The organism is Pseudomonas sp. Sample_20 (genome assembly GCF_004307585.1).
Lineage (GTDB): Bacteria > Pseudomonadota > Gammaproteobacteria > Pseudomonadales > Pseudomonadaceae > Aquipseudomonas > Aquipseudomonas atacamensis.
Window position 1 is genome coordinate 81,228 of record NZ_RCOA01000123.1, and the last position, 25,649, is coordinate 106,876.

The 25,649-nt window shown below is 59.5% G+C and carries 26 protein-coding genes and 1 tRNA gene; 18 read left to right on the forward strand and 9 right to left on the reverse strand.

The window, feature by feature from the left end; genetic code table 11:
* Positions 1-164 precede the first annotated feature (164 nt).
* The 8 genes from D8U70_RS24445 (at position 165) to D8U70_RS24480 (ending at position 8,476) form a co-directional block, all read left to right on the forward strand.
* Positions 165-1,412, forward strand: a complete 1,248-nt coding sequence (locus D8U70_RS24445; protein ID WP_130929949.1) for an ABC transporter substrate-binding protein — start codon at positions 165-167, stop codon at positions 1,410-1,412.
* Between the two features lie 76 nt (positions 1,413-1,488).
* Positions 1,489-2,364 carry a branched-chain amino acid ABC transporter permease gene (locus D8U70_RS24450; RefSeq protein ID WP_024012825.1) on the forward strand — a complete coding sequence of 292 codons (876 nt, stop codon included), beginning with the start codon at positions 1,489-1,491 and terminating at the stop codon, positions 2,362-2,364.
* An 11-nt stretch (positions 2,365-2,375) separates the two neighbouring features.
* Positions 2,376-4,157: a branched-chain amino acid ABC transporter ATP-binding protein/permease gene (locus tag D8U70_RS24455; protein ID WP_206663056.1), complete on the forward strand. Its 1,782-nt coding sequence runs from the start codon at positions 2,376-2,378 to the stop codon at positions 4,155-4,157.
* On the forward strand, positions 4,150-4,854 hold the full coding sequence (locus D8U70_RS24460) for an ABC transporter ATP-binding protein (RefSeq protein WP_130929951.1): 705 nt from the start codon (positions 4,150-4,152) through the stop codon (positions 4,852-4,854). Before D8U70_RS24455 ends, D8U70_RS24460 begins: the two co-directional genes overlap by 8 nt.
* Positions 4,855-4,887: 33 nt before the next feature.
* Positions 4,888-5,658, forward strand: coding sequence for an SDR family NAD(P)-dependent oxidoreductase (locus D8U70_RS24465; RefSeq protein WP_130929952.1), 771 nt, complete (start codon positions 4,888-4,890; stop codon positions 5,656-5,658).
* A 24-nt stretch (positions 5,659-5,682) separates the two neighbouring features.
* On the forward strand, positions 5,683-6,807 hold the full coding sequence (locus tag D8U70_RS24470; RefSeq protein ID WP_130929953.1) for a glycerol dehydrogenase: 1,125 nt from the start codon (positions 5,683-5,685) through the stop codon (positions 6,805-6,807).
* 130 nt (positions 6,808-6,937) lie between these two features.
* A complete protein-coding gene (locus D8U70_RS24475) occupies positions 6,938-7,474 on the forward strand; it encodes a 2,4'-dihydroxyacetophenone dioxygenase family protein (protein WP_016774574.1) in 537 nt (178 codons plus the stop codon).
* 87 nt (positions 7,475-7,561) lie between these two features.
* Positions 7,562-8,476 (forward strand): LysR family transcriptional regulator, encoded by a 915-nt coding sequence (locus D8U70_RS24480; RefSeq protein WP_130929954.1) that lies wholly within the window; start codon positions 7,562-7,564, stop codon positions 8,474-8,476.
* A 21-nt stretch (positions 8,477-8,497) separates the two neighbouring features.
* On the opposite strand, the gene D8U70_RS24485 is transcribed toward D8U70_RS24480, so the two are convergent.
* Together D8U70_RS24485 and D8U70_RS24490 are read right to left on the reverse strand one after the other, a co-directional pair.
* Positions 8,498-8,860 (reverse strand): response regulator, encoded by a 363-nt coding sequence (locus D8U70_RS24485; protein WP_122746352.1) that lies wholly within the window; start codon positions 8,858-8,860, stop codon positions 8,498-8,500.
* A gap of 23 nt (positions 8,861-8,883) precedes the next feature.
* Positions 8,884-10,323, reverse strand: a complete 1,440-nt coding sequence (locus D8U70_RS24490; protein WP_130929967.1) for an ATPase domain-containing protein — start codon at positions 10,321-10,323, stop codon at positions 8,884-8,886.
* 313 nt (positions 10,324-10,636) lie between these two features.
* On the opposite strand from D8U70_RS24490, the gene pstS reads away from it, so the two are divergent.
* The 6 genes from pstS (at position 10,637) to D8U70_RS24520 (ending at position 15,889) form a co-directional block, all read left to right on the forward strand.
* On the forward strand, positions 10,637-11,668 hold the full coding sequence (pstS, locus tag D8U70_RS24495; RefSeq protein ID WP_051600442.1) for a phosphate ABC transporter substrate-binding protein PstS: 1,032 nt from the start codon (positions 10,637-10,639) through the stop codon (positions 11,666-11,668).
* Between the two features lie 74 nt (positions 11,669-11,742).
* Positions 11,743-12,708, forward strand: a complete 966-nt coding sequence (gene pstC, locus D8U70_RS24500; protein ID WP_024012838.1) for a phosphate ABC transporter permease subunit PstC — start codon at positions 11,743-11,745, stop codon at positions 12,706-12,708.
* On the forward strand, positions 12,708-13,619 hold the full coding sequence (pstA, locus tag D8U70_RS24505) for a phosphate ABC transporter permease PstA (protein WP_130929955.1): 912 nt from the start codon (positions 12,708-12,710) through the stop codon (positions 13,617-13,619). Before pstC ends, pstA begins: the two co-directional genes overlap by 1 nt.
* A 75-nt stretch (positions 13,620-13,694) precedes the next feature.
* Entirely contained in the window at positions 13,695-14,456 is a 762-nt protein-coding gene (pstB, locus tag D8U70_RS24510; protein WP_016774591.1) for a phosphate ABC transporter ATP-binding protein PstB, read from the forward strand.
* Positions 14,457-14,549: 93 nt separating this feature from the next.
* On the forward strand, positions 14,550-15,248 hold the full coding sequence (locus D8U70_RS24515; protein WP_073474629.1) for a hypothetical protein: 699 nt from the start codon (positions 14,550-14,552) through the stop codon (positions 15,246-15,248).
* A complete protein-coding gene (locus D8U70_RS24520; RefSeq protein WP_241664690.1) occupies positions 15,248-15,889 on the forward strand; it encodes a hypothetical protein in 642 nt (213 codons plus the stop codon). Before D8U70_RS24515 ends, D8U70_RS24520 begins: the two co-directional genes overlap by 1 nt.
* Before the next feature lie 151 nt (positions 15,890-16,040).
* On the opposite strand, the gene D8U70_RS24525 is transcribed toward D8U70_RS24520, so the two are convergent.
* Positions 16,041-16,128: transfer RNA gene (locus D8U70_RS24525), tRNA-Ser, on the reverse strand.
* 123 nt (positions 16,129-16,251) lie between these two features.
* On the opposite strand from D8U70_RS24525, the gene D8U70_RS24530 reads away from it, so the two are divergent.
* Positions 16,252-16,923 (forward strand): Bax inhibitor-1/YccA family protein, encoded by a 672-nt coding sequence (locus tag D8U70_RS24530; RefSeq protein ID WP_008006561.1) that lies wholly within the window; start codon positions 16,252-16,254, stop codon positions 16,921-16,923.
* A gap of 65 nt (positions 16,924-16,988) precedes the next feature.
* Here the strand turns inward: D8U70_RS24530 and D8U70_RS24535 are convergent, their stop codons facing one another.
* Positions 16,989-17,318 (reverse strand): YceK/YidQ family lipoprotein, encoded by a 330-nt coding sequence (locus tag D8U70_RS24535; protein ID WP_024012842.1) that lies wholly within the window; start codon positions 17,316-17,318, stop codon positions 16,989-16,991.
* Positions 17,319-17,376: 58 nt separating this feature from the next.
* On the reverse strand, positions 17,377-17,814 hold the full coding sequence (locus tag D8U70_RS24540; protein WP_056785725.1) for an Lrp/AsnC family transcriptional regulator: 438 nt from the start codon (positions 17,812-17,814) through the stop codon (positions 17,377-17,379).
* A gap of 147 nt (positions 17,815-17,961) precedes the next feature.
* Between D8U70_RS24540 and D8U70_RS24545 the strand changes: the two genes are divergently transcribed.
* Complete coding sequence (locus tag D8U70_RS24545; RefSeq protein ID WP_130929956.1) at positions 17,962-18,855, forward strand: DMT family transporter; 894 nt, start codon at positions 17,962-17,964, stop codon at positions 18,853-18,855.
* 3 nt (positions 18,856-18,858) lie between these two features.
* Here D8U70_RS24545 and D8U70_RS24550 read toward each other — a convergent pair whose 3' ends face one another.
* From D8U70_RS24550 to D8U70_RS24565, 4 genes are all read right to left on the reverse strand, one after another.
* Positions 18,859-19,899, reverse strand: coding sequence for an FUSC family protein (locus D8U70_RS24550; RefSeq protein WP_038861649.1), 1,041 nt, complete (start codon positions 19,897-19,899; stop codon positions 18,859-18,861).
* Positions 19,900-19,956: 57 nt separating this feature from the next.
* Complete coding sequence (locus tag D8U70_RS24555; RefSeq protein WP_095179894.1) at positions 19,957-20,916, reverse strand: HlyD family secretion protein; 960 nt, start codon at positions 20,914-20,916, stop codon at positions 19,957-19,959.
* A gap of 2 nt (positions 20,917-20,918) precedes the next feature.
* A complete protein-coding gene (locus tag D8U70_RS24560) occupies positions 20,919-21,275 on the reverse strand; it encodes a DUF3302 domain-containing protein (RefSeq protein ID WP_016774599.1) in 357 nt (118 codons plus the stop codon).
* A 102-nt stretch (positions 21,276-21,377) separates the two neighbouring features.
* Entirely contained in the window at positions 21,378-23,003 is a 1,626-nt protein-coding gene (locus tag D8U70_RS24565) for an NADP-dependent glyceraldehyde-3-phosphate dehydrogenase (protein WP_130929957.1), read from the reverse strand.
* Positions 23,004-23,379: 376 nt separating this feature from the next.
* Here D8U70_RS24565 and D8U70_RS24575 point away from each other — a divergent pair, with 376 nt between their 5' ends.
* Together D8U70_RS24575 and D8U70_RS24580 are read left to right on the forward strand one after the other, a co-directional pair.
* A complete protein-coding gene (locus D8U70_RS24575; RefSeq protein ID WP_073474621.1) occupies positions 23,380-23,991 on the forward strand; it encodes a transposase in 612 nt (203 codons plus the stop codon).
* 54 nt (positions 23,992-24,045) lie between these two features.
* Positions 24,046-25,644 carry a ShlB/FhaC/HecB family hemolysin secretion/activation protein gene (locus D8U70_RS24580; RefSeq protein WP_071172333.1) on the forward strand — a complete coding sequence of 533 codons (1,599 nt, stop codon included), beginning with the start codon at positions 24,046-24,048 and terminating at the stop codon, positions 25,642-25,644.
* Positions 25,645-25,649 lie beyond the last annotated feature (5 nt).

Genomic DNA, 25,649 nt, shown 5'->3' on the forward strand with positions numbered 1-25,649 from the left:
GGTGTGCTTTTTCAGCTATATCCAGCCAATCTCGGCGAGCCGTACTCTTGCAAACAGTGGCGCAGAAACTGCCGTTTCATTGCCACTGTAATCCGACGATGTCTGTGCTCGGCACGGATCACTTGAAGGAACAATAAAAACAATATCTGCGGGAGATGAATCCAATGAGACTCGCTCAAGAGGAAGTCGTGGCCGTGGCGGCTACCGCGAAAAGCTGGCTGAAAGCTGCCGGCATCCTGCTTTGCCTGTCCACTCCGGTTGCCGCGCTCGCGGACATCAGGATCGGTGCGCTTTATCCCCTGAGTGGATCCCTGGCGTTGCTGGGCGACGAGAGCTTCCGTGGCCTCGAACTGGCCGTCGCCGAACGAAATGCCTCGGGCGGTTTGAAGGGCGAGCCGATCAAGTTGCTCAAGGCCGACGCAGTCGATGCGGGACAAGCGGTCGGTGCCGCGCGCCGGCTCACCTCTGTTGAGAACGTCACTGCTGTATTTGGCAGCTATTCCTCGGCGCTGTCATTTGCGGCCACGCAGGTGACGGAGATGGCGGGGGTGCCGTTTTTCGAGTTGGGTGCGGTGTCCGACCACATCACTGAGCGTGATCTGAGCTACGTGATGCGCAGCAACCCGACCGCCAGGAATTTTGCCGAAGGCACCATCACCGCCATCACGGAGATTGTCAGCCCATCGCTCAAGGTCGATCCGAAACAATTGAAGGTCGCGATCATCCACGAGGATGCGCTGTACGGTACGACCATCGCCGGGTTTCAGAAAAAAATCGCTCAGGAGCAAGGTCTGAATGTGGTCGAGGTACTACCGTATTCGGCCAAAGCGGTCGATCTCTCATCGCTGATCCTGCGTTTGAAAGGCGCCCAGGCGGATGTGGTATTGCAGACCAGTTATCAGAACGACACGACGCTGTTTTTCCGCCAGATCCGCGAAGCCGGTTTCAGGCCCAAAGCCGTTATCGGCGCCGGCGGCGGCTATTCCATGCAGGACACGGTCAAGGTCGTCGGCGCAGCCAATATGGAAGGCGTGCTCGATGTCGATTTCCCACAGTTCCAGACCAATGAAAACGGCGCTCCCGGTATCGGTGCGTTCGCCAAGGCATACAAGGATCGCTACGGCAGCGAACCGCGCTCGGGCCACAGCCTGATCAACTATGTCGGGGCGAAGATATTCCTCGATGCCATGGAAAACAGTACTTCGCTGGACGCCGATGCGATCCGTGCGTCGGTGGCAACCATCGATATTCCTCTCGGCGGTACGGCTGCCGGCATCGGTGCCAGGTTTGGCAAGAACGGCCAGAACCAGCGCGCCAATACGGCAATCATGCAGTGGCAGAACGGACTGCTGAAAACCGTTTACCCCCAGGCAGCCGCCGTTGCCCAAGCGCGTTTTTCCGACCAACCCTGATACCTGAACCCGCAATCTGCTGAAGCTTGATCATTGAGCTTCACGGGTTCGTTCGCTCGCAAAGAGGGCGCCAACCGTGGAAATTTTCATCCAGCTCCTGTTGAACGGCTTATTGCTCGGTGGCACGTTGGCCATCATCAGCATCGGCCTGACTTTGATTTTCGGCATCGTGCGTGTGGTCAACTTCGCCCATGGCGAGTTTCTGATGATCGGCCTGTATGCCGTGTACTTGCTGAATTCGCACTTCGGCATCCACCCGTATATGGCGATCATTCCTGCGACGATCCTGTTGTTTGCCGCTGGTGCGGCAATGCAGCGTTTCATCATTCAGCCGTTGCTTGGCGCTGAGGGACATATCCAGATTTTCGCCACCGTGGGCGTCTCGATTGCTCTGATGAACGGCGCGTTGCTGATCTTCGGTGCCGACGTCATGACGGTGAAGAACATCAGCGTCGGTACCACAACCGTCAGCTTTGGCGCCTTTCGCGTCAGCAGCGGTCAGTTGATCACGTTTGTCGCGTCGCTCGCACTGGTCGCGGGGCTGCACTGGTTTTTGCAGAACACCTTTCTCGGCCGGGCTGTCCGCGCTACTGCACAGCATCGCAACGCGGCGCAACTGATGGGCGTCAACGTCAAGAACATCTATGTGTTTGCCTTCGGCCTGGGTTGCGCCTGCCTGGGCGTCGCCTCGGGACTGATCGCTCCGCAATATCCGGTCTTTCCAACCGTTGGCACTTTCTTCGTGCTGACGGCGTTTGTGATTGTGGTGCTGGGCGGTCTGGGCAGCCTGTCCGGCGCACTGATCGGTTCAATGCTGATCGGCATCGTCGACAGTCTCGCCGGTTACTACATCGCGCCAGACCTCAAGGAGGTCGTCTATTTCACGATTTTCCTGGGCATCCTGGTGTTTCGTCCGACAGGTCTTTTCGGCGCCGGTCGCGGGTCTGAGTGAGGAAAATGGTCATGAATATTTTGCACCCGCGTGTCTATGTCAGTGCACTGGCCCTGGCGCTGTTACTGATCATTCCATTGAGCGTTGGCTCGCCGTTCGTTTATCACCTGTTCATCCTCATATGCAGTTATGCGGCACTGGCCAGTGCCTGGAACATCGTCGGCGGGTTTGCCGGCCAGCTGTCGTTGGGGCATGCCGTGTTCTATGGAGTGGGCGCTTACACGACGACGCTGTTGATGATGAAACTGGGCATCAGTCCATGGATCGGCATGTTCGCTGGCGCAATCCTGTCGTCGATTGTCGCGGTGCTGATCAGTTGGCCATGCTTCAGATTGCGCGGGCCGTTTTTTGCCTTGGCGACCATTGCGGTGCTGGAGGTCGTGCGTCTGGTGGCGATCAATCAGCATGACGTGACCGGTGGTGCGGCAGGGCTGGGCGTACCGCTGAGGCTCGGTTTCGAGTGGATGTTGTTCCGCCCGCGCTGGCCGTACCTGCTGATCGCCTTCGCGTTTCTGGTCATCACATTGGCAGTGTCGTGGAAGATCAAGAATTCCCGACTGGGTTATTACCTGATCGCCGTGCGTGAACGTGAAGACGCCGCCCATGCGGTGGGCGTGAACTCGGTCAAGGTCAAGCTGATCGCCGTGGTGTTGTCCGCATTTATTACCAGCCTGGTCGGCAGCTTTCACGCGATGTACCTGACCTTCATCGAACCCGGCTCGATGTTTTCTCTGGAGATGTCGATTCAGATCGCCATGTTCGCGTTGATTGGTGGACTGGGCACGGTATCGGGACCGCTGATCGGCACTTTGCTGGTGCTGCCGCTGGCTGAACTGGCACGCGGCTGGCTGGGCGATCTGGGCAGCGGTGTGCACGGTCTGGTCTATGGCATCGTGCTGGTCGCGGTGGTGCTGACTATTCCGCAAGGCGTGGTGGGGCGTTTTGGGGCCCGGATATTTGCCTGGCTCGACTCATTGCCCGGCGGCCGTCGTTCGATGGCAAATACAGAAGCACCGATCGGGCCGACCTTGGCGCAAGCCCACTCGGCCACGCACGGTGAGCCGGTTCTGGTCGCAGAAAACCTGCACAAGTTCTTTGGCGGACTGCACGCTACCAACGATGTTTCGCTGAGCTTGGCCGAAGGCGAAATCGTGGGTGTGATCGGCCCGAACGGCGCCGGCAAAACCACGGTGTTCAACCAGCTCTCCGGATTTCTCCTGCCGTCCAAAGGCCAAGTGAAAGTGCGCCTGCTCAATGGCGACTGGGTCACCCCGAGCAGCCCGGCCGAGTTCGCCAGGGCAGGCATTGGCCGGACCTTTCAGATCGTCCAGCCATTCGCTGATTTGAGTGTCTGCGAGAACATCATGCTCGGTGCATTCATGCACACCGCCGACGCGAAGGAGGCGAGGGCGATCGCCGAGCAAGTCGCCGAGCTGACCGAACTCACCGCGCTGCTCGACACCCGGGCGCGCAACTTGACGGTCGGCGGCATGAAACGCCTGGAAATGGCACGCGCTCTGGCGACCCGCCCGCGCATCCTGCTGCTCGACGAAGTCATGGCCGGCCTCAACCCGACGGATGTTGCCAGGGCCATCGCAGTGATTCGCCGGGTGCGTGATTCGGGCGTCAGCGTGTTGATGATCGAGCACTTGATGCAAGCCACCATGAGCCTTTCTGACCGCATCGTCGTGATCAGTTCCGGCACGCTGCTGATGCAGGGCGCGCCTCACGATGTGATCAACGATCCTCAGGTTATCGAAGCCTACCTCGGTAAGGAGTACAGCCATGCTTAAACTCGACAACGTCCACAGCGGCTATGGCGGTACGGAGATCCTTCGTGGCGTGTCGTTCGAGGTCAATGCCGGTGAGGTGGTGACTATCGTCGGCGCCAACGGCGCCGGCAAAACCACGACCCTGCGCAGCTTGTGCGGCATCGTCACACCGTCCCAAGGCACGATCGAATTCGAAGGCCAGCGCATCGATGGCCATCGCCCCGATCAGATTGTCGACGCGGGCCTGACGCTGATACCGGAGGGGCGCCAGTTGTTTCCCTTCATCAGCGTGCGCGACAACCTGTTGATGGGCGCTTACAAACGCAGTGCACGAGCGGGCTACAGGCAGCGTCTGGACAATATTCTCGATCTGTTTCCGAGGGTGCGCGAACGTCTTGATCAGAACGCCGGGACACTGTCGGGCGGCGAACAACAAATGGTTGCCATCGCCCGGGGCCTGATGGCCGAGCCGAAATTGTTGATGTTTGATGAGCCGTCGCTGGGCCTGTCACCGCTGCTGGTGTCGCAGGTCTTCGAGATCATCAACAGGATTCTCCAGTTGGGCACCACCGTGTTGATCGTCGAGCAGAACATCGTTCATACGCTGCGCATTGCTCATCGAGGTTACGTGCTGGAGAACGGCGAAGTGGTGCTCAGCGGCACCGGCCAGGAACTGCTGGAAAACCCGCACGTCAAGCGTGCTTATCTGGGGCTCTGACCCAGTCCATTCATCTGCAAGCGAGAGAAGGTCATGACTCATTCCAGACACGCCGGGCGCACCGTATTGGTCACCGGCGCCGGTGGTGGCATCGGTGCGGCGATCGCGCGGTTGTATTGCGAAGAAGGTGCAGCCGTGGCGCTGCTCGACGCTGATGCCGACAAGGTGCAACAGCAGGCCGGGGCGTTGCGTGATGCGGGTTTTGCGGTCGCGTGGGCGCAGGCTGATGTCGCGAGTTTTCAAGACTGCGCTGCTGCCTGCGAGCGCTTGCAAGGTGAGCTCGGCCTCATCGATACGCTGATCAACAACGCCGGCATTTCGCCCAAACACCACGGCGCACCCGCGCCGATCTGGACCATGGCGCCGGATGAGTGGCTGCGGGTGGTCGATATCAACCTCAATGGCTCCTTCAACCTGGTGCGAGTGCTCGCGCCCGGCATGGTCGAGCGCCGGTTCGGGCGCATCGTCAATATGTCTTCGGTGGCGGGCAGCGCGTTCTTGCCGATTGTCGCAGCGCACTACAGTGCGACCAAAGCCGCAATCATCGGCTTTACCCGCCACCTGGCCGGCGAACTCGGGCCGTTCGGAGTCACCGCCAATGCGCTGGCACCGGGACGAATCGAAACGCCATTACTCAAGACCGTATCGGCCCAGGCCAATCAAGCCGTGGTCGACGAGACGCCGCTGCGCAGGCTGGGCACACCGCTTGAGGTGGCAAGGGCGGCGTGTTTTCTCACGTCGAGCGAAAGCGACTTCATCACCGGCCAGGTGATTGATGTCGCGGGCGGCTGGTTGATGCGCTGATGACTTCTTGCGAGGACGTTTGTCATGGTTAAAACGATGGGATTTCCCGGTCGCTACGAGCAGGGTCCGAATGCATTGCAACAATTGGGCAGAGTGCTGAGCGACATGGGCCGATCACGGCCGCTGGTGCTTTGCGATGAGTTTGTCGCCCGGCATCTATGGCCGCAGGTTGGCGCCGCGTTGCAGGACCAGGGATTGGAACCATTGCACATCGAGTTTCCCGGCGAGTGCACGCGCGCTGCCATTGCGCAGTTATCCGAGCAGGCATTGCTGCACGCCCCCGACACGATCATTGCGCTGGGCGGTGGCAAGACCATCGATACGGCGAAGGGGCTGGCGGCCAATCTCGACGTACCGATCATTGTCTGCCCCACGATCGCTTCAAGTGACGCGCCAACGAGTCGGCTGATCGTGCTTTACGACGAAGAGCACAAAGTGGTGGGCGTGGAGTTCCTGAAGATGAATCCCGCTGCGGTGATTGTCGATACAGAGGTCATCGTTCAGGCGCCGGCACGGTTCTTCGCGGCCGGGATCGGCGATGCCATCAGCAAGAAATTCGAAGCCCGACAGTGCTACGCCGCCGCAGGCCACAACTCTTTCGGCACACCGCCTCTGCACACCGCGTTGATGCTCACCAACCTGGTTTTCGACACGCTGATGCAGTACGGCGTGCCGGCTTATCAGGCGGTGTGTCGACATGAACTCACCGATGATGTCGAGCGGGTCATCGAAGGCACCGTGCTGATCAGCGGTGTCGGTTTCGAGAGCGGTGGTTTGTCACTGTCCCATGCCCTCGTTCGGGGGCTGACCGCGATACCGGCGATGGCGTCGATGCTGCACGGCGAACTGGTAGCGTTCGGCACGCTGGTGCAGATGGCGGTGGAGGCGCGACCGGTCGAAGAGATTGAACAGGTCGCGCGTCTGCTGCACGCGGTGAAGCTGCCTGTGACGCTCGCTGAGCTGGGTCAGCGCACGCCGTTGACGACGGCGCAGATCAGTATTCTCGTGGACGCGACCTTATCGGCGGCATACGCCAGAAACATGCAGCCGCCCTTGACCTACCAGCGCCTGGTGGAAGGATTGGCGGCGGCTGACAGCCTGGGGGCGCGGTTGATCAGAGGCTGCGCGAAGCCGCCCGCGACGCTGTGATCCTGCGTCACAACAGGTGTGACCAAGTAGCTGTTTTCTCCCGTACAGCGACGCCATAACCTTTCCCTCAAGCGAAGTCCTGGCGCAATCAAGTGCTGTGAGTTCGTCAAGAAAACCTAGAGGCCTGACTATGAATACTCCTGTTAAACCTGATGAGCTCGCCATTGCGTACCAGTTGCCGCAAGTTCCCTTCATGACGCCCGACATGGTGCATCCGGGCGTCATGACGCAGTGGCTCGAAGACGATGCGCTGTGGGTGCCGGTAACGAAATCTGTCTCCTTCAAGCCATTGCTGCTCAACACCAGCGGCGGCTATTACATCAACCTGTTGCGGGTGCGTCAGGCCGGCGTGCTGTCGCGTCACCGCCATACCGGCGGCGTGCATGCGATCGTGCTCAAGGGTCGCTGGTACTACCTGGAGCATGACTGGATCGCGGAGGAGGGGTCTTTTGCCTATGAGCCGCCCGGTGAAACGCATACCCTGTTCGTCCCCGAGGATGTGAGTGAAATGATCACCTGGTTCCACGTGCAGGGTGGCTACACTTACGTCGATCCGCAGGGCGTTGCCGTGGGTTACGAAGATGTGTTCACCAAGCTTGAAGCCGCCCGAGCGCATTACAAGACGCTGGGTTTGCCGGACGACTACATCGAACAGTTCATTCGCTGACCCGGCCCCCAGGAAAAAGCGCGCTTCGGCGCGCTTTTTCATGAGCGTTGAGACAACATGCCTTCAAGCTTTTCGCCAGGACCGGCCATGGACAATTATTCGCAGCTACTCGCTTTTATCTGGTCTACCGAATGTGGAAGTTTTTCTGCTGCCGCGCGCGCCCATCACCTGACGCCATCAGCGGTCAGCAAACTGATCACTCGCCTGGAAGATCGCTTGCAGGTCCGGCTGTTCCAGCGCGGCTCACGCGTGCTGACGCTGACCGAGGAGGGCGCCGCTTACCTGCGCAGCGCCAAAGCCGTCGTCGAAGCCATGAACGAGGCGGACTCGCTGGCCGAGGCGTTGCCCTCCAGGGTCAGTGGCACCCTGCGCATCCACACCATGACCTCTTTCGCCAAACACCAGATCGTGCCGTGGCTGCCGGAATTTCTGGATTTGTATCCCTCACTGGACGTTGAGATTCAGCTCGGTGCGCAATTTGTCGATCACTTCGAGCAAGGTCTGGATATCGCCATCCACAGCGGCGTATTGCCCAGCTCATCACGCATTGCCAGACGCATCGGCGAATGTGAATGGCTGATCTGTGCCTCGCCCCAGTACCTGGCCGTACACGGCACACCAACCACACCCGCAGATTTGCTGAATCATCGTTGCTTCAATTTCAGCTTCGTCAGCCCGTGGAACAAATGGTCATTTTTGCAGGATGGAGACGGCGTCTCGGTACCGGTGACCGCCAGCGCGTCGTTTACTCAAGGCGATCTGTTGCGCGACATGGCGCTGTCAGGCGCTGGCGTGGTGAAGCTTGCGGACTTTCATATCGGGCTTGATGTAAAAGCGGGAACACTGGTGCCGTTGCTTGAGGATTTCAAAACGGGTGTGGTCGAGCCGATCTACCTGCTTTATTCGGATCGCAAGCATTTGAGTCCACGGATACGAGTGTTCATCGAGTTTTTTCAGAACAAGTGGCGTGAGCATCCGTGGAAAACTGCAAGCTGGCTGTAAAAGACTGGCGTCAGCGACGGACTACTCCGTCGCCAACAGCCTCTTTACCTCAGCCACAATCACCGCAATATCAAACGGCTTGGGCACCACCACATCAAACAGATCCGAACGCTGCATGCCGATGTGCGCTTGCGCGCCACTCATGAGAATGATCGGCAAGTGTTTGACGGACGGCTGGGCACGCACGGCTTCGGCGAATTCGAGGCCGTCCATGACTGGCATCATGAAGTCGGTAATAACCAGCGCCGGACGTTCTCTTTCCAGCACTTCGAGCGCTTTCTTGCCGTTGCTCGCGGTCACAGTCATGAAGCCCTCATCCTCAAGCGCAAAGCCAAGAATGTCAGCAATCAGATACTCGTCGTCGACTACCAGAATGGTGGTCATGTTATTTCAACCCGCTTGAAGACTTACGAAATTGAACCAGGCAATGACTCAGCTGCGACTGAAGGTTCATTTTTCAAAGCCTTTTCCAGGAACACATCTTGATCGCGTACAACCACCTCGAACCGCGACGGGTTGTAGGAGCTATCGCGTATCTTGAGAATGGAAAGCGTCCTGCGAAGTTCAGCGTGATTTTCAAAGAACCGCATGAGGATCAGGTTGTCGACAATACTGGACAGGTCAGAGTTCGGTGCGCTGACCTCGGAGCCGAACAAATCGCGCATTTCCCAGGAGGCAAAGACCGTCACGCCTCTGGACCGCAGTTCGTTCATCAGTGCACTGAAAAAGTCGGTGATGCGTTCCGGTGTGGTTGACACCCGTGTCATGCCGCTCAGGCTATCGATGAACAGGCGCTTGATGCCTCTCTCATCGACCAGGCTCAGCAGGCGTGCGCCGAGGCCATCGAGCAAACCCTCCGTTGTTGGCTGCCAGGCAATGCTCAATGCGCCGCTGTGTTCCATGTGTTCAATATCGATGCCCAGCGAACGGCCTTTCAGGCGCAGGCGCTGCGGGCTTTCATAGAAACCGAAATGCAGGCCAGGCGCTTCGGCCGTAGATTGCGCGAGAAACTTCAGACCCAGCGTGGTCTTGCCGATCCCGGAAGGCCCCATGACCAGCGTCACGCTGGAGCTGTGCAAGCCACCACCGAGGATGTCATCCAGTGAAGCAATGCCGCTGGGGATGCGCGTCATGTCCGCGCTGTCAGGGGCGGAAGGGCGCTTGTAGAGACTTTCGAGGCGCGGATAGACGACCAGGCCGTTATCGGTGATTTCGCATTCGTGAAGACCGGTCAACGCGCCGCTGCCGCGAGTCTTGCGCAAATGAATGCGGCGCACCGAACGGGTACCGAACAGCTCTTCACCCATTTCGATGACGCCGTCGACCATCGTGTGCTCGGGGCTGCCGTCGTCCAGGCGCGAGCTGGTCAGGAACAGCACGGTGCAACCGGCAAATGCGGCATGGCCTTGCAGTTCGGAAATGAATTTTTTCGTGTCGATCGGCGAGTCGGCTTTGGAGCGTGCATTAAGCAGGCCATCGACGACCATGACGGTCGCCTTCTGCCGAGTGATTTCACGTCGCAGCAGCTTCACGACTTCATCGAGGCCTTCGTTTTCCAGCGTATCGAATGCGCTGACAAACTGAATTTCCGCGCCGACTCGCGAAGCGTCGAAAAAACTCATGGTCGACAGGAACTGGAACAGGCGGTCGTGGGACTCGGCCAGCAACGTGGCGACCAGCACACGGCCGCCGTTGCGGGCATGGTGAAACCCTAGCTGGTTGGCAAGGATGGTCTTGCCGGAGCCCGGGCGCCCTTGAATGATGTATGAAGCGCCGGCGACAAAGCCCCCCTGAAGCAGCGCGTCGAGCCCTTCGATCCCGCTTTGAAGGCGTTTTAGCTTTTCCACAATGCGACCCTGATCTGAATAAACAGGCTTGTTCAGCCGAATGAGTGAAATGCTAACGCCATTTCCGGTTGAGGGCCATAAAGGCTGGGGAAAAGTAGCGTTTTTGCAATGTGAACCTGGCACGTGACTGCTCGGGATCAGGGGGTAGTGACAAGCCCGGCACAGGAAGATTCGATTTTTCGAAACCCGGAAGCCGATTACATCCATAGGCGCTGCTGCGGACCATGAGGGTAACGCTTGCCACTTTGCTTTCATGAAATCGTCACAAAACTGCTGCAGAGTTCGGGAGCCCGTAATCACTAGGTGTCATTTAATGAAAAGTTTGATGAAGTCTGCTGCGCTCGCCATTGCGGTATCTCTTTGTGCCACCTCGGCCTCCTTTGCAGCAGAAAATGTTCGCCTGACGGGGTCCGGAGCAAGTTTCCCGGCGCCGATCTATCTGACCTGGTTCAAGGATTTCAGCAAGAAATCCGATGGCGTCACTGTCGATTACCAATCCAAGGGCAGTGGCGCGGGCGTACAGGACTTCTTGAACAAAACCGTGGATTTCGCTGCCAGTGACTCGGCAATGAAAGACGAAGATATCGCCAAGGTCGCCGAAGGCGTGCAGTTGCTGCCAATGACCGCCGGTGAAATCGTGCTGGCCTATAACCTGCCGGGCAATCCCAAGGGTCTGAAGCTGCCACGCGACGTCTATTCCAACATTTTCCTGGGCAAGATCACGCGCTGGAACGATCCGCAGATCGTCGCAGCCAACCCGGACCTGAAACTCTCCGATACGCCGATCACCGTTGTCGTGCGTGCAGATTCCAGCGGTACGACCGCGGTATTCACCAAGCACCTGGCAACCGTCAACGCCGAGTTCAAGCAGGCGTTGGGTGAGGGCAACACCGTCAACTGGCCGGCCAGTGACAAGTTCATCAAATCGCCAAAAAACGATGGCGTAACCGCTACCGTACGCCAGACCCCTGGTGCGATTGGTTACATCGAATATGGCTTCGCCAAGCTGGCCAAGGTCGACTTTGCCCAGTTGCAGAACAAGGCTGGCAATTACGTCGTGCCAAACGCCGAAAGCGGTGCCGAGGCCCTGGCGGCGGTGAAGATGCCGGAAAACCTGGTGGCCTGGCTGCCTGATCCGGACGGTGCCAAGTCCTATCCGATCACCTCTTATACCTGGATGATTTTCCGCAAGGACAATGGCAACCCGGCCAAGGCCAAGGCCATGCGTGAAATGGTCGAATACAGCCTGACCGAGGGGCAGAAGATTGCCGATTCGATGGGTTACATCCCGTTGCCGCAATCGGTCGTCGAACAGGTTCGCAAAGCGTCCGCCAACATTCAGTAACGCCGTGAGGTCTCTCACGGCGTGTGCGTCTGCGCCACGCCGTGAGAGTTTTCCCCCTGTTCCGGACTTAGCCCATGAACAAACCTTTTGTCGTACCGGTTAATCCCGACTCTGCCTGCCAGCCACCTTCGACGAAGGATTTCCTGGTTGATCGCACCTTCCGCGCGCTGGCGCGCATCGGTGTGGTACTGATTCTGGCGCTGGTATTTGCACTGGTGTTCGAAGTCGGACGCAAGGCACTTCCCGGTATGGAGAAGCACGGCTTCGATGTGCTTCTGGGCAGCGTATGGGACGTCAACCAAGGCAAATACGGCATTCTGCCAGCCATCTGGGGCACGCTCTACAGCGCGTTCATCGCGTTGCTGATCGCCGGTGTTTTTGGTGTGAGCATGGCGATCTTCCTGACCCAGGATTTCCTGCCGACCAAGCTCGCTGCGCTGTTTCGCACCATCGTCGAACTGCTCGCGGCCATCCCCAGCGTGGTCTATGGCCTGTGGGGGATCTATGTGGTGATCCCGGCGATTCGGCCGCTGACGACCTGGTTGAACAGCGAGCTGGGCTGGATACCCTTTTTCGGCACGTCCCTGAGCGGTCCGGGCCTGCTGCCCGCAGCGCTGGTGCTCGCCATCATGATTCTGCCGACCATTGCCGCCGTTTCGCAGGACGCGCTGACGGCTGTGCCGATGAAAACCAAACAGGCCGCGTACGGCATGGGCACAACCCATTGGGAAGCGATTCTCAAGGTGATGGTGCCTTCGGCTGCCACCGGCATTTTCGGCTCGCTGGTGCTGGGCCTGGGGCGCGCGCTGGGTGAAACGATGGCGCTGGCCATGCTGGTCGGCAATGCCAACAACATTTCCCTTTCGTTGTTTGCACCGGCCAACACGCTTGCCGCTCTGCTGGCGCTGAACTTCCCCGAAGCCGGGCCGAACGAGATCGAGGTGTTGATGTATGCCGCGCTCGTGCTGATGTTGATTACGCTGATCGTGAACATTTTCGGCTCGATGATCATGATGTACGCCCAACGGGGTAACAAGTGATGACTGATCTGACCGCAGCAACAGACCTGACGGCGCCAACCGGTGCGATGCCCAGCTTGCAACGCAGGTTCGAAGGCCGCGCGCTGCGCAGCCTGATCCTGACCACCCTGGTCTGGGCAGGTGCTTTGCTGGCCAGCGTGCCGCTGATTTCCGTGCTCTACATGCTGATCACCCGTGGTGGCGCGCGTCTGAACCTGGAAGTCTTCACCGAACTGCCGCCGACCGGCTTCGAGATGGGCGGCGGTTTCGGCAACGCGATGGCGGGTACCTTTGTGATGGTCGGTATCGCGGCAGCGATCGCGGTGCCGGTCGGGATCATGGCGGCCATTTTTCTGGCTGAGCTGGGGCCGGACAGCAAGCTGGGGAACGCCGCACGTTTTGCCGCCAAGATGCTTACGGGCCTGCCATCAATCCTGGCAGGTGTATTTGCCTACGCCTTGGTAGTGATGACCACCGGCACGTATTCGGCACCGGCAGGTGGCGTGGCGCTCGCCGTCCTGATGCTGCCTATCGTGGCGCTGACCGCAGAAGAATCGATGCGGATGGTGCCCAAGATCATGAAAGATGCTGCTTATGGCATGGGCTGCACTCGCTCGCAGGTCATCTGGAAGATCATCTTGCCGACCGGCATGCCGGCGATCCTGACTGGCGTGATGCTCGCCGTGGCGCGTGCCGCAGGCGAGACGGCCCCCTTGTTGTTTACCGCGCTGTTCAGCAACTACTGGATCTACCACCAGGGCAATCTCGATGTCATGAATCCGACTGCCTCATTGGCGGTGCTGATCTACAACTTCTCCGGCATGCCTTTCGATAACCAGCTCGAGCTCGCATGGGCGGCCTCGTTGGTGCTGGTGATGATCGTGCTGTTCGTGAACATCATCAGCCGGATCTTCGGCAAGCCCAAGTATTAAGAACGGGAGCATCTGATTTTGAACGTATCCACTGCGCAAATTGCCGCTCCTTTTGTCACCCAGGCGCCTGTAGTCATGGACTGCAAACTGGACAAGATTTTCTACGGCAACTTCATGGCAGTACGTGACAGCCACGTGCCCATCGAGAAAAACAAGATCACCGGATTCATCGGTCCCTCAGGCTGCGGCAAAAGCACCGTGCTGCGCAGCCTCAACCGCATGAACGATCTGGTGAAGGGCTTTCGTTTCGAGGGCCATGTGCATTTCCTCGGGCAGGACGTCTACGGCAAGGGCGTCGATCCGGTGGTCGTGCGCCGCTACATCGGCATGGTGTTTCAACAGCCTAACCCGTTCTCGATGAGCATCTTCGACAACGTCGCGTTTGGTCTTCGCCTCAACCGCTACAAGGGCGATATCGGCGACCGCGTCAAGCATGCGCTGCAAGGCGCCGCGCTGTGGGACGAAGTCAAGGACAAGCTCAAGGTCAGCGGCCTGTCGCTCTCCGGTGGCCAGCAACAACGCCTGTGTATCGCCCGGGCGATCGCCACTGAGCCGGAAGTCCTGCTGCTGGATGAGCCTTGTTCGGCACTGGACCCGATCGCCACCCGACGCGTTGAAGAACTGATGGTCGAGTTGAAGAAGGACTACACCATCGCACTGGTGACTCACAACATGCAGCAAGCCATCCGTGTTGCTGACACCACGGCGTTTTTCTCGGTGGATATTTCCCAGGGCACACGCACCGGTTATCTGGTCGAGATGGGCCCGACCGCGCAGATCTTCGACAACCCGCGTGAACAGATGACCGGCGATTACATCAGCGGCAAGTTCAGCTGAGCCTTGCCACCGGTCACGGCCGCCTACCTGCACAAGCCAAATGGATTTGGCGGGCATCGGTGGACATTTACCAAGCGTTTCCAAGGAGCTCCAATGCCTGCCACGCATCGCCTTGATTTGCCTGCGATTGAACGCGCACTGCGTAATGTGCAGAGTCGTTTCGCCGAGCTCAGCCGGCACTTCACCGAGCCCCGAGACCCGTTCACTGACGAAGTCCTGAACAATGTGCTTGAAGGCTATGCGTTGGTTGACGAATATGTTGCCCGCGGCGTCGACCTGTTCGATCTGCAGCAACTGAACCTGATGCTGGAGATCAATGCCACAGTGCTTTGTGGCCGGGATCCGGCGCGCCGGCTCGAATACGCCCAGCATCTGGCAGCTACCGAGGCGCACTTCTTCAACAATGTTGAGGGAGGCATCAAGGACTTGTACAACTGGTATTGCGCTTATCGCAGTGAGTCAGTCTGGAAGCGTGCAGCGGGTGTCTATGTGCGCATTCTGAGCAAGCCGCAGCTGTTTATCGAAGGCAACAACCGCAGTGGCTCGCTGATTGTCAGCTACCTGCTCATGCGGGCAGGGCTGCCTCCATTCGTGTTGACCCTGGAAAATGCCGAGGGCTATTTCAACCCGTCTTCGGTCATCCGCAACTCCGCCAAGCATGGCGTCAAGGCGTTGTACGAATTGCCCAAGATCAAGAAAAAATATGCAGCATTCCTGGAAGAACAGGCGCCTGATCCAATGAAGTTCTTTCTCAAAGGCAAGCCTTTGCCTCTCTCGCAGGGTAGTAATTGATGAGCTGGGCTCCAGCATTTGCCAGATTGAGAACCTTCGGCAGCCGGGCAGGGCAGGCTATCCGCTGCGCTTTGCCGCAGTTGTTCGAACGTCAGCGCATACGGATTTCGTTCGATATCGATGACACGCTCGCTTGCCAGCTTCATCACTGCGCAGTCGAGACCAGTCGACTACCGGCCTGTATTCATCGTTGGCTGGGTGAACCGTTGCGGATGGGCACACGATCGCTGATCCGAGAGCTGCGTCGCCAGGATTGCAGTGTCTGGGTCTACACCTCATCCGGGCGCACGCCGTCCTATATCAGGCGCTGGTTGGCGCTGTACGGTATCCGCGTCGATGGCGTGGTCAACAGCGTGCTGCACAACCGTGCCCTGACGGCGCACGGGATGTCGAATGCGCCTTCCAAGTATCCGCCAGCGTTCGATATCGACTTGCATGTCGATGATTCGGAGGGCGTGCAGATTGAAGGCAAGGATCATGGCTTCCGGGTGGTCGTGGTGCATCCCGAGGATGATCGCTGGGCGCAGAAAGTGCTCGATTCGGTGGCCAAGGTCCAGGCGCAGCTCGCCTGGCAGCAAATGCTCAGACCTCAGGCGCCGGTGCAACAGCGTGCGGAGGCTGTCTTTGAGTCGCTTGGCTGAGCGAGTACACATTGGCTATCTGGACAGCAGCGCCTCAGGTGTACGAGGCACTGCTGTGAAATGACTCAACAGATGCGCAAACGCTGCTGTGCAAACATGTCTCGCAGAAACGACAAAGCCCTGAATAATCAGGGCTTTGTCGTACATAAGATGGCGGAGGCGATGGGATTCGAACTCATGGACCTGTTACAGTCGACGGTTTTCAAGACCGTTGCCTTAAACCACTCGGCCACACCTCCGTTTGCGTTGCGGGCGCCATAATACCTGAATGAAACACACTGTCAAACTCTCTGCATGGCTTGTTACAGAGCGTCTGTTATGATCTTTGCGACTGAACGTTTCAAACCAACAGGAGTGTCGCCATGCGCGAACAGGATTACGCAGTTAATAACAGCGTGCAGGCTGAGCAGCTAGAGGTTAGCCGCGTCCTGCGCAACACTTATGGTCTCTTGGCTCTGACCCTCGCATTCAGCGGTGTGATGGCCTTCGTAGCCCAGCAGATGCGTGTCGGCTACCCGAACATTTTCGTGGTGCTGATCGGCTTCTACGGGCTGTTCTTCCTCACCAACAAACTCCGTGATTCCGCGTGGGGCCTGGTGTCCGCCTTTGCGTTGACCGGTTTCATGGGTTTCCTGCTCGGCCCGATCCTCAACCGTTACCTGGGCATGCAGGGCGGCGCTGAAGTGGTCAGCTCGGCGTTCGCCATGACCGCGCTGGTGTTCGGTGGTCTGTCGGCCTACGTGCTGATCACCCGCAAGGACATGAGCTTCCTCGGTGGCTTCATCACCGCCGGTTTCTTTGTCCTGCTGGGCGCTACGCTGGCGAGCTTCTTCTTCCAGATCAGCGGCCTGCAACTGGCGATCAGCGCCGGCTTCGTGCTGTTCTCGTCGGTCTGCATTCTGTTCCAGACCAGCGCGATCATCCACGGCGGCGAGCGCAACTACATCATGGCGACCATCAGCCTGTATGTATCGATCTACAACCTGTTCGTCAGCCTGCTGCAACTGTTCGGCATCATGAGCCGCGACGACTGATCGTAATGGCTGCAATAAAAAACCCGCTTCGGCGGGTTTTTTATCGTCTGGAGAAAAGTGTCTGCTCAGTTGATGACGATGCTGCCGTCCACTTGCTGACGGTAGATCGTGTAGGGCAGCAGCAAAGTATCGAGCGCGCCGGACACCACGGCGTCCACCAGCACCACCGGAATGGCCGCGTTGCGGTGATCATCGGGATCGATGCCTGAGGCCAGCGGAGCGTTCAGCGTGCAGAAGTCATAAGCGAGGCCGCTGTAGATTCTCGGTACCGCGCCGCAATAGCTTTTCTGCTGCTTGAGCCCGTCAATGGCAGCCTGGTCGTCGCGCGCCACCGTTTGAATCGTGCCACAACCGCCGAGCAGCAGGGCCGCGAGCAGTATTGCCTGAATTTTCATAGCGCCATTCCTTAGCCGCGAAAAACCCCAATCTACCCTGATCACTGGTAAAAGACACCTACGCCATCGGTGGCAGGCGTCGCTTGACCGGGGTCTTCTTGACGATCGCGGTGTTGGTTTCGGCCAACGTATTCAGTCGGTCTAGCAGGGTATCGAGCTGCTCCATCGAGCGCACGTGCAGGCGGGCGATAAAACAGTCGTCACCGGTGACCTTGTCGCACTCGGTGAACTCCGGAATCGACATGATCTGCCGCTCAACCTCCTGCAATTGCCCTGGCAGCGGCCGCACACGGACGATCGCCTGCAACTGATAGCCGAAGCATTTCGGATCGATCTCCACCGTGTAGCCCTTGAGCACGCCGCGCTCTTCCAGGCGCCGCAACCGCTCTGCCACGCTAGGCGATGACAGGCCGCTGATCTGCGCCAGCGCTTTGAGCGAGCGCCGCGAGTCTTCCATCAGCGCGCTGATAAGGATCTGATCGATATCGTCAGTCACATTCAAACTCCGGATTAGGCGAAGGGCGCAAATCACCCTCGATAAAAAAGGCGAAAACCAAGTTTAGCCTGCTTTATGCGCTGGAGCAGCGCGAGGTGCGCTTGGCATACTTTTGCCATGCTTCGCTCACAGCCTCAGGAGAAGATGATGGACAACGCAATCCGCCGCGGCTCGCTGGAAATGACCGCCGCCATGCTGATATCCGGGACGATCGGCTGGTTTGTGCTGGTGTCCGGGCAACCGGTGCTCGACGTGGTGTTCTGGCGCTGCGTGTTCGGCGCCGGCACCTTGCTCTTGGTCTGCGCCGCTTTTGGCTTCCTGCGTCCGGGAATGCTGACTCGCACAACGTTTCTGCTGGCGGTGCTCAGTGGCATGGCGATTGTCGGCAATTGGGTGCTGCTGTTCGCATCCTATTCCCGCGCCTCGATTGCCATCGGCACCGCAGTCTATAACGTGCAGCCATTCATGCTGGTCGGCCTGGCGGCGTTGTTCCTCGGCGAGAAAATTACCCTGCAGAAGCTGTTCTGGCTGGCGATTTCGTTCATGGGCATGCTGGCGATCGTCAGCGCCCATGGCACGCAAGGCGAGGAGGGTAACGATTACTTGATGGGGATTGCCCTGGCGTTGGGCGCGGCGTTTCTGTATGCGATCGCGGCACTGATCATCAAGCGCCTGACCGGCACGCCGCCGCACCTGATCGCGCTGATTCAAGTCTGCACCGGGGTGCTGTTGCTCGCGCCTTTTGCGCATTTCGATGCGTTGCCGCAAGGCGTCGATGCCTGGGCCAGTCTGCTGACTCTCGGGATCGTGCACACCGGTCTGATGTACGTCTTGCTGTACGGCGCGATTCAAAAATTGCCGACGGCATTGACCGGCGCGCTGTCCTTTATCTATCCGATCGCGGCAATTTTCGTTGACTGGTTCGCCTTCGGCCATCGCCTCCAATTGCTGCAATGGATAGGCGTCGCAGCGATCCTGCTGGCGGCCGCCGGCATGCAACAAGGTTGGGGCTGGAAAGCCCGGCGGCTGGCGGCACAATAAGGATCAGATGTTCCAGCGCGGTGCGGTTGCTGCCAAGCGCTGGCGCATCTCGCTGATATTGGCCGCCAGTTGCCGGGTCAGCATCCGGTAGCCGTCGAGCGTATTGGCGACTGGCGCATCAAGGTCCGCTGCTGGCAGCTCCATCGGTCGCTCCAGCCGTTGCGAGGCCCCGGTTTTCAACGCGCGAGCCATGCCGATCAGCTGCACACGAATCTGCCGGTGCTCAGCCTTCAGTGCCGTTTGCAGATGTGCCGTGGCCTGCGGGTCGCTTGCGTTGGGACGGATATTGCCGAGAATTTCCAGCGTACTGATGCACATGCGCAGGTTGCGCTGAATCGCGTCGAGCTCGGTCATGGAGATTTTCACTTCCTTGGACACCGACGGCATCAGCGAGCGCAATTGCACCATCACCGCGCCGACTTTGCTCATCAGCCGCACATGCTCGTCGGCGCTGACCGCTTCACCGTTGATGATGCGCCCGTACACTGTGGCGCAGTCGCGCAAGGCGTCGGCGAGGTTGTAACGCCACGAGTAGACCGCGTACAGCGGCAGGGCGAAGGAAAACGCCAGGGCGAGGGCGATGCCGATCAGGATGTCGACGCCGCGCCACAGACCATCGGTGATCGGGTTGTCGCCATGCCCGGCAACGATGAACACGGTGATCGCCGAGAGCAGAGCGGTGTAGCCGCCCTTGCCGATCGCGTGATAAGAGAAAAACCCACAGACCACGGCCATGGAAAAATAGGTCAGCCACGGCATGCCCAGCCAGGCGTGCTGCGCCACTAGGGCCAATCCGACCCCCGCGCCGATCAGGGTGCCGATAGCGCGCTCGGCGGCTTTTTTGCCGATGTTGCCGTGGTGCTGCAAACCGCCGATGACTACCAGCATGGTCACCGATGCCCATTCGCCGTGGGGCAGATTGATGCCAGTGGTCAGCAGAATCGTCGCCAGCAACCCCAAGGCCACCCGCACGGAATGGATCAGGCGGGCGTGACGGTAGCGCCGATACGGGTCCAGCAGCGGACGCAGGATACGGCGCAACAGCGGTGGCAGGCGGTGGGTGCTGTAAGTAGTCAGTGCGAACCTCGTGAGTCAGTCAAATCAATGGAAGGGGAAAATGTAATTCATCCAGGCGGACATGCGCAGCAGGATTTTGCGCATCGCGCCGATGTGTTGAAAGTGCTTGCTGTACAGCGCCGCTTGTCCATACGCGCCGCCTGGCATGAGCGCGCTGTATTCGGCGAACGCCGGATCGGTTATCTCGATGATCACTGGCACCCGTCCGGCCGGTGGCGAGCCGGTGTAACTGATCAGGGTACCGGAAGGTTGCACCTGGCCCTCGGCGATCACCCCGATCACACTTTTCACCCGACCGGCGAAGACCTTGCCGGGAATGCCGTCGAAGGCGACTTCGGCCTCGTCGCCCACGGTCAGACGCAGCAGGCTGTTCTGACGCATCCAGGCGGCGAAGTACTGACCTTCCTGCGGAATAAACACCATCGACGGGCGCAGCGGCAGCTTGCTCGCCATCATCCCCGGGCGCAGCGAAACGTGGGTGACGAAGCCTTTGCTCGGCGCTCGAACCACGGTGTTGTCCAGCTCGAACTGCGCATTGTCCAGTTGCGCCTGCAGATCGTCGGTGCGGGCAATGGCTGCATCCAGTTCACGCTGGGTGCCGAAGTTGCGGCGGATCAGTTCGGTGATGCGGTAGCGGTCGCCTTTGGCTGCAACCAGTTGCGCCTTCAGCGATTTCAAGCGGTTCTGGAAAGGCGTGGGATCGATGCGGAACAGCACGTCGCCTTTTTCCAGGGGTTCGTTGCCCTTTACCGGCACGTCGATCACCTGGCCACTGATGATCGGAATGACCGGCACCGAGACAAAGTAGGAGCGCGCCACCTCGGAATAGGGATGGTTGTAGTTCATGGTGAAAATCAGCGCGCCGATGATCAGCACGCCCCCCAGCACAGCGGTGGGCACCGTCCATTTGTTCAGCGGAATGCGGAAGATCTTGAAAATGGCGACGCAGAGTGCGGCGTACGTGAGGATGAGCAACAGATCCATGCTCAGATCCCCCGGCTGTCAGATTGCGGCGCAACCGGCGACTGCGCTTCGAGCCGCTCGATCCGGGCTTGCAGCTCGACGACCTGCTGCTCCAGTTGATTGACGTGATTCTGAATGGGTTTGCCATCGCCGAAACCCCAACCGCGATCCTCGCGATAGGCCATCGCCCAGATCCACAGAAACGGCCACAGCGCATGCAGGGTAAACAGGCTGACCCAGCCCGTGGCATGGATCGCGTCCTGATGCGGGTGGTTGCGGTGGACGGCGATCTCGTACGGAATGTCATGCAGCACGATGATCCCGTAAAACAGCACGAGACCGACAAAAACCAACAGACCCAACGCGAAGTAATCGAGCATGGTCAGCCTCCCGGGCATTCAGCAATGCTGGGCTGAGTGTAGTCACTGAATCGCCGGGGGGCTGACGGATCGGCAGGATCGTTCAATCCTGCCGATCATCCGTCAAAAGATGTAATCGGTGGTCAGGAAACTCGAATCCCGCCCGCGAATGATCTCGCTGATCAGGTCCTTGTTGCTCTCCTGGAATTTGGTCGCCACCAGCGTGCGGATCGAAAACACCCGCAAGGCATCGTGAACCGACAGCGTGCCTTCGGCGGAGTTTTTGCGACCGTTGAACGGGTAAGTGTCCGGGCCGCGCTGGCACTGGGCGTTGAGGTTGATCCGCCCGACCTGGTTGGCGAAAGTGTCGACCAGCCGGCCGACCGCCACCGGGTTGGTGCCGAAGATGCTCAACTGCTGGCCGAAATCGGATTCCAGCACGTAGTCGATCACGGTATCGAGGTGGCGGTACGGCACGATGGGCACGACCGGGCCGAACTGTTCTTCCTGATACACGCGCATCTGCGGGTTCACCGGATAGAGCACTGCCGGGTAGAAGAACGAGGCGTGGGACTCGCCACCATTCGGGTTGACCACCTGTGCGCCTTTGCTTTGCGCATCCGCGACCAGACCGTGCAGATAATCGACCTTGCCCGACTCCGGCAGCGGCGTCAGCGCCACGCCGCTGTCCCACGGCATGCCCGGTTTCAGCGTGGCCAGTCTGGCGTTGAATTTCTCGATGAAGCTGTCGACCACGTCTTCATGCACGAAAAGAATTTTCAGTGCGGTGCAGCGCTGACCGTTGAACGACAGCGAACCGGTGACCGCTTCGCTGACGGCGTTGTCGAGATCGACTTCGGGCAGGACGATACCCGGGTTCTTGGCGTCCAGACCCAGAGCCGCGCGCAAACGGTGTGGTTTCGGGTGCAGCTTCTTCAGGTCACTGGCGGCCTTGTTGGTGCCGATGAAGGCGAAGATGTCGATCTTGCCGCTGGCCATCAGAGCGCTGACGGTCTCGCGGCCGCTGCCGTAGATGACGTTGATCACGCCGCTCGGGAAGCTGTCGCGGAAGGCTTCGAGCAAAGGCCGAATCAGCAGCACGCCGAGCTTGGCCGGTTTGAACACCACGGTATTGCCCATGATCAGTGCCGGAATCAGCGTGGTGAAGGTTTCGTTCAGCGGGTAGTTGTAAGGCCCCATGCACAAGGCGACGCCGAGCGGCACGCGGCGGATCTGGCCGAGGGTGTCCTGCTCCAGCTCAAAGCGGCTGGAACGGCGGTCGAGTTCTTTCAGGGCATTGATGGTGTCGACGATGTAATCGCAGGTGCGATCGAACTCTTTTTCCGAGTCCTTGAGGTTCTTGCCGATCTCCCACATCAGCAGCTTGACCACGGCCTCGCGCTGCTCGCGCATGCGGCCGAGGAATGCTTCGACGTGCTGGATGCGCTCGGCCACGCGCATGGTCGGCCACAGGCCCTGACCTCTGTCGTAAGCGCGAACGGCAGCGTCGAGGGCGGTGAGGGCGGTGTCGGCATCCAGCAGCGGCGTGCTGCCGAGGATCACCTGTTCTTCGCCGTTTTCGCTTTTCAGATAAACCGGACTGCGCACCTGCGCGAGGGGGCCGTCCCAGCGGCGCAATTGACCATCGACCAGATATTCACGCTGCTCGACCTGAGCGTCGAGGCGATATTTTTCCGGGATGTCGCTGACCGAAGGGAACAGGTTGCCAAGGATTTTTGCTGTGGTCATGTCACTACCCTGTGTTGAAGTCGGCGTGCCGATTGAAAGTCTTGTGAAGGTTATACGCCTGAACGGGCCGGGATTTAACCCTGTGAATGTCACGCGAATGTCACGCACCCGTGCAACCGCAGTCCACCCTGTGGGAGCGAGCCTGCTCGCGAAGGCGGCGGCACATCCAACATCCTCATTGCCTGACACAGCGCTTTCGCGAGCAGGCTCGCTCCCACGGTCGATCGTTTAAATCAGTCAGTCTGTCTTCGGTAATGAAGCTTTTATGACAAAAGTTCGGTAGCCCTTTGCCAGTCCGGTCATGCCTGTGTAACGCGCTTGAGGGGCCTTTCGGGGCGCACTTTGCGAGTCGGGGCGGGACGCCGGGAGTGAGGCAATGGGGACTATGGAACGCTATTCGAAAGTGGGCATGCAGGAGCTCGATCAACGCCTGTCGAAGATCGTCGAAGCGGCGCGCAAGAAGCCGGTTTCGGTGTATCGCTACGGCGCGCCGTGGGTCTGGATCGTCTCGCAGGAGGACTGGCAGGGTGCTTTGAAAGAAGTGTCCAGCTACATTCCGCCGGGCCATTCGCTGGTGTTGCTGCGCCCGCAGATCGACGATCTGCTCGACGCCCACCAGGACCTGCTGCACGACCTCAATGCCGCACCCGGCATGCTCATTCCCGCGCAGACGGTGATGCACATCCTGCTCCTGCAATTGCTGTATTCGGTGCCCAGCGAACAGCAGCTCTATGAACAGCTGAACTACAACCTGCTGTTCCGCTGGTTCGTCGGCCTCGGCCTGAACCAGAAAGTCTGGAGTTTCACCGCCCTCAGCCGTGACATCGCCACGCTGCTCAACGAGCCGCGCGCGGTGCTGCTGATTCAGAAAATCATCGGCGAAGTGTTCTGCGGTGCCCTGCTGCAAATGCCCGAGTTCTCGCTGAACTTTGCGCTGTTGCACACCTGGCTGGGCAAGCACGCCTGCGCCACAACGATCAGCAATTGACGCAGCACACCGGGCGCTAACGCCCACAGGTCATCGCGAATTTCAGGGGGTAATGTGGAACGGATTTTCACGTCACGGCTGGCGCTGTGGGGCTGGCTGCTGGTGACGGCGGGCGCGCAGCCGGCGCTGGCCGAGGAGGGCACAGAAGCGCCCGCCGCGCAGCGACTGGTCGACGTCAACGAATACTTCGTGCGCGGCAATACCGTGCTCGATGCCCGCGCGATCGAAGAAGCGGTGTACCCGTTTCTCGGCCCGCAGAAAGCCTTGAGCGACATCGAAGGCGCCCGCGATGCGTTGCAGAAGGCCTATCAGGAACGCGGCTATCAATCGGTGTTTGTCGAGCTGCCCGAGCAGGCCGTGGCCGATGGCATCGTCTATCTGCAAGTCAGCGAAACCAAGGTCGGCCGGGTGCGCGTGGTCGGCGCCAAACACTATTCGCCGCTGGACATCCGCGACAACGTCCCGGCGCTGAAAGAAGGCGAGGTGCCGGACTTTGCCAAAGTCCAGGGCGAACTCGCGCAGCTCAACAAGACCCCCGGTCGCCAGGTCATGCCTTTGGTGCGCGAGGGTCAGCGCCCCGGCACCATGGATGTCGACTTGCAGGTCGAAGACCAGAACCCGTGGACGGCCAGCGTCGGCCTCAATAACGACTACAGTGCCGACACCGAAAAGCTGCGCAGCGTTACCAGCCTCGGTTACAACAACCTCTGGCAACTCGGTCACAGCGTCAACCTGACGTTCTTCACCGCGCCGCAGGAAACCGACAACGCCAAGGTCTGGTCCGGGTCCTACACCGCGCCGCTGAGCGAGCGCTGGAGCGTGCAGTTCTCCGGTTACCAGTCCGACAGCAACGTCGCCACCATCGGCGGCAGCAACGTGCTCGGCAAGGGTCACAGCTACGGCGTCGCGGCGATTTACACATTGCCCTCGAGCGGCAATTGGTCGAACTCGTTGTCGGCCGGGATCGACTTCAAGGACTTCGACGAGCGTCTGAGCCTGTCCGGCGAAAGCGACAAGGTGCCGCTCAAATACGCACCGTTCACCTTCGCTTACAACGGCTTTCGCTATAGCGAAAAGAGCCAGCTCGGCCTCGGCCTGAGTCTGGTTGCCGCCACCCGCAGCGTGTTCGGCTATGGCAGCGACGACGAAGACTTCGACTACAAACGCTATCGCGCCAAACCGAGTTTCGCCGTGCTCAAGGGCGACACCAACTACACCTGGACCTTTGACAACGACTGGCAGAGCGCAAGCAAAGCCGCATTCCAACTCGCCTCGGGGCCGCTGGTTTCCAACGAACAATTCTCCGCCGGTGGCGCCACCTCCGTGCGCGGCTATCTCGCGGCAGAGCGCACCGCCGATGACGGCTATTTGCTCAGCCAGGAATTGCGCACACCGTCGCTGGCGAAATTTGCCGGCACGTGGATGCAGGACTGGCGCTTCTACGCCTTCGCCGAGGGTGCGCAACTTTACCTGCGCGACGAACTGCCGGATCAGGACGCCAATTACGCCCTGGCCAGCGTCGGCCTCGGCACCCGCGCCAGCCTGAGTAAATGGCTGTCCGGCAGCCTCGACTGGGGCTACCCGCTACTCGAAGGGCCGAACACCTCAAAGCAGGAATCGCGCCTGCACTTCAACCTCCAAGCCACTTTCTAACGGAG

Bases quoted from the DNA above. Each gene is read 5' to 3' on its own strand.
- D8U70_RS24445 (WP_130929949.1), top strand. From the start codon at position 165: ATGAGACTCGCTCAAGAGGAAGTCGTGGCCGTGGCGGCTACCGCGAAA.
- D8U70_RS24455 (WP_206663056.1), top strand. From the start codon at position 2,376: ATGAATATTTTGCACCCGCGTGTCTATGTCAGTGCACTGGCCCTGGCG.
- D8U70_RS24460 (WP_130929951.1), top strand. From the start codon at position 4,150: ATGCTTAAACTCGACAACGTCCACAGCGGCTATGGCGGTACGGAGATC.
- D8U70_RS24465 (WP_130929952.1), top strand. From the start codon at position 4,888: ATGACTCATTCCAGACACGCCGGGCGCACCGTATTGGTCACCGGCGCC.
- D8U70_RS24470 (WP_130929953.1), top strand. From the start codon at position 5,683: ATGGTTAAAACGATGGGATTTCCCGGTCGCTACGAGCAGGGTCCGAAT.
- D8U70_RS24475 (WP_016774574.1), top strand. From the start codon at position 6,938: ATGAATACTCCTGTTAAACCTGATGAGCTCGCCATTGCGTACCAGTTG.
- D8U70_RS24480 (WP_130929954.1), top strand. From the start codon at position 7,562: ATGGACAATTATTCGCAGCTACTCGCTTTTATCTGGTCTACCGAATGT.
- D8U70_RS24485 (WP_122746352.1), bottom strand. From the start codon at position 8,860: ATGACCACCATTCTGGTAGTCGACGACGAGTATCTGATTGCTGACATT.
- pstS (WP_051600442.1), top strand. From the start codon at position 10,637: ATGAAAAGTTTGATGAAGTCTGCTGCGCTCGCCATTGCGGTATCTCTT.
- pstC (WP_024012838.1), top strand. From the start codon at position 11,743: ATGAACAAACCTTTTGTCGTACCGGTTAATCCCGACTCTGCCTGCCAG.
- pstA (WP_130929955.1), top strand. From the start codon at position 12,708: ATGACTGATCTGACCGCAGCAACAGACCTGACGGCGCCAACCGGTGCG.
- pstB (WP_016774591.1), top strand. From the start codon at position 13,695: ATGGACTGCAAACTGGACAAGATTTTCTACGGCAACTTCATGGCAGTA.
- D8U70_RS24515 (WP_073474629.1), top strand. From the start codon at position 14,550: ATGCCTGCCACGCATCGCCTTGATTTGCCTGCGATTGAACGCGCACTG.
- D8U70_RS24520 (WP_241664690.1), top strand. From the start codon at position 15,248: ATGAGCTGGGCTCCAGCATTTGCCAGATTGAGAACCTTCGGCAGCCGG.
- D8U70_RS24530 (WP_008006561.1), top strand. From the start codon at position 16,252: ATGCGCGAACAGGATTACGCAGTTAATAACAGCGTGCAGGCTGAGCAG.
- D8U70_RS24535 (WP_024012842.1), bottom strand. From the start codon at position 17,318: ATGAAAATTCAGGCAATACTGCTCGCGGCCCTGCTGCTCGGCGGTTGT.
- D8U70_RS24545 (WP_130929956.1), top strand. From the start codon at position 17,962: ATGGACAACGCAATCCGCCGCGGCTCGCTGGAAATGACCGCCGCCATG.
- D8U70_RS24555 (WP_095179894.1), bottom strand. From the start codon at position 20,916: ATGGATCTGTTGCTCATCCTCACGTACGCCGCACTCTGCGTCGCCATT.
- D8U70_RS24560 (WP_016774599.1), bottom strand. From the start codon at position 21,275: ATGCTCGATTACTTCGCGTTGGGTCTGTTGGTTTTTGTCGGTCTCGTG.
- D8U70_RS24565 (WP_130929957.1), bottom strand. From the start codon at position 23,003: ATGACCACAGCAAAAATCCTTGGCAACCTGTTCCCTTCGGTCAGCGAC.
- D8U70_RS24575 (WP_073474621.1), top strand. From the start codon at position 23,380: ATGGGGACTATGGAACGCTATTCGAAAGTGGGCATGCAGGAGCTCGAT.